Origin of the sequence: Ruegeria sp. (assembly GCF_028066395.1) — a bacterium.
Taxonomy (GTDB): Bacteria; Pseudomonadota; Alphaproteobacteria; order Rhodobacterales; family Rhodobacteraceae; genus Ruegeria.
Genome location: NZ_JALCBM010000135.1, coordinates 1 through 2,882, shown reverse-complemented (window position 1 = coordinate 2,882; position 2,882 = coordinate 1). Strand labels below are relative to the sequence as shown.

Genomic DNA, 2,882 nt, shown 5'->3' with positions numbered 1-2,882 from the left:
ATGCCCGAAGTGCTGGACACGCTGCACCGGATGCGTGTCTTCGCCGAAGAGGTGCGCGGGGGGGCGATACAAGGCCCCGGCGGCCCTTTCACCGATGTGGTGAATATCGGCATCGGCGGCTCCGATCTGGGGCCGGTGATGGCCACCCATGCGCTGGCGCCCTATCATGACGGGCCGCGGCTGCATTATGTCTCGAACGTGGATGGGGCGCATATCGCGGACACGCTGCGAGAGCTTGATCCGAAACGCACACTGATCATCGTCGCGTCCAAAACCTTTACCACCATCGAGACCATGACCAACGCCCGCACCGCGCGGGCCTGGGTGATGGAAGGCGGCGGCGATCCTGCGCAGCAATTCGCAGCCGTCTCCAGCGCGTTGGACAAGACGGCGTCCTTCAACATCCCCGAGGACCGCGTCTTTGGCTTTGCCGATTGGGTCGGCGGGCGCTACTCCGTCTGGGGGCCGGTGGGTTTGCCGGTAATGATCGCGGTCGGATCGACCGCTTTTGATGCCTTCCTGCGCGGCGGGCAGGCGATGGACCTGCATTTCCGCGCGGCGGATTGGTCTGAGAACATGCCGGTCCTGCTGGCGCTGACCGGCATCTGGCACCGCCAGGTGCTGGGTTACGCCACCCGCGCGGTGCTGCCCTATGACCAACGCCTGCTGCGCCTTCCGGCCTATTTCCAACAGCTTGAGATGGAATCGAACGGCAAATCCGTCGCCATGGACGGCAGCGCGTTGACCGTGCCCTCGGGGCCGGTGGTTTGGGGTGAGCCCGGCACCAACGGGCAACACGCCTTTTACCAGTTGATCCATCAGGGCACCGATGTGATTCCCTGCGAATTCATGGTCGCCGCTGAGGGGCACGAGCCCGAACTGGCCCATCACCACCACCTGCTGCTGGCCAATTGTCTGGCGCAGTCCGAGGCGCTGATGCGTGGCCGCTCACTGGAGGAGGCGCGCGCGCGCATGGCTGCCAAAGGGCTGCAGGGCGCAGAGTTAGACCGGCAGGCCCGCCACCGTGTGTTCCCGGGCAACCGGCCGTCAACCACACTGATTTATCCCAAGCTCACGCCCTTTGTGCTGGGCCAGATCATCGCCCTTTATGAACACCGGGTGTTTGTCGAAGGGGTGCTGCTGGGCATCAACTCTTTCGATCAATGGGGGGTGGAACTGGGCAAGGAGCTCGCCACCTCTCTGGCCCCGATTGTTGAGGGGGAGGTCGGGACGGACGGCAAGGACGGCTCGACCGCCGCGCTGGTTGAATACGCGCTGCGGCACCGGGGCTGAGGCGGCTGCCGTAGCGGAAAGCTGCATTCTTTTATTGTCAGACAATTGAAAGATTGGCAGGCTGAGGGCCAATCAAACCCCTTTGTTGCCCTGACCAATCCGGGCGCGAAGGAGAGAAAAGGCGCGGCCCAAAGGCACGCGGCTGACAATGGGAGGATGTCCATGCTGGGACAGATGATGACGCAGCCGCTGCTGATTTCGTCACTGATCGATCACGCGGAACGCTATCACGGCGAGACCGGGATCATCTCGGTCGAAACAGATGGCACGGTGACCGAAACCACCTGGGCCGAAATCGCCCGCAATGCGCGGCGAATGGGCTCGGCGCTGGATCAACTGGGATTGCAACCGCAGGACCGGATCGGAACACTGGCCTGGAACAACCGCCGCCATCTGGAGCTGTACTACGGCGTTTCCGGCGCGGGCCTTGTCCTGCACACGATCAACCCGCGCCTGTTTCCCGATCAACTGACCTATATCATCAACCACGCGCAGGACCGGGTGCTGTTCTTCGATGCAACCTTTGTGCCTCTTGTCGCAGGGATTCAGGAACATCTAACCGAAGTGCAGCATTACGTGCTGATGGGGCCACGGGATGAGGCCGCGCTGGCCCAGATCGAAGGTCTGCAGTTTTATGACGAGCTGATCGAGACCGGCAGCGACGATTTCGAATGGCCCGTTTTTGACGAAAACACCGCGTCGAGCATGTGCTACACCTCGGGCACGACGGGGCACCCCAAAGGGGTTCTCTATTCACACCGCTCGACGGTGTTGCACAGTTTTGCCTCGAACACCCGCGATTGCATCGGATTTTCAGCAATGGATGTGGTGATGCCCGTGGTGCCAATGTTCCACGTCAACGCCTGGGGTTCGCCCTATGCCTGCGCCATGTCGGGGTCAGGCATGGTGCTGCCCGGCCCGGGTCTGCATGGCGAGGCGTTGGTCAATCTGATCGACACCTATGGCGTGACGCTGGCGATGGGCGTGCCGACGATCTGGCAGGGGCTGCTGGCCCATGCCGCCACGTCAGGGTCAAAACTGGCCAGCCTGAAAAGCACCGTGATCGGCGGCGCGGCCTGTCCGCCTTCGATGATCGAGACCTTCCGGGAAACTTATGGCGTCGATACTGTCCACGCCTGGGGCATGAGCGAGATGAGCCCGCTTGGCACGACCAATTTTCCCTTGGCCAAGCATCGCAACCTGCCCATCGAGGAGCAGCACCGCCTGCGCGAAAACCAAGGGCGCCCGCCCTTTGGGGTCGAGTTGAAGATCGTCGACGATAACGGCAAAGATCTGCCCCATGACGGCGAGACCCAGGGCGATCTGATGGTGCGCGGTCACTGGGTGCTGGACAGCTATTTCCAGATGCAGGATCAGGACCTTCTGCAGGATGGCTGGTTCGCAACCGGCGATGTGGCGACGCTGGACGGCGACGGCTATATGACGATCCGCGACCGATCCAAGGACATTATCAAATCCGGCGGCGAATGGATCAGCTCGGTCGAGCTTGAAAACATCGCCGTCGCCCATCCGAAACTGGCCACCGCCGCCGTGGTCGGTGTGCCGCACCCGAAATGGGATGAACGCCC

General features: G+C 62.4%; 2 protein-coding genes. Both read left to right on the top strand.

Annotated elements, in window-relative coordinates; translation table 11 throughout:
• On the top strand, positions 1-1,293 hold a 1,293-nt coding region (pgi, locus tag MPJ51_RS21660; protein ID WP_298391133.1), incomplete at its 5' end, for a glucose-6-phosphate isomerase.
• 162 nt (positions 1,294-1,455) lie between these two features.
• A partial coding sequence (locus MPJ51_RS21655) for a long-chain-fatty-acid--CoA ligase (RefSeq protein WP_298391131.1) occupies positions 1,456-2,882 on the top strand: 1,427 nt, incomplete at its 3' end.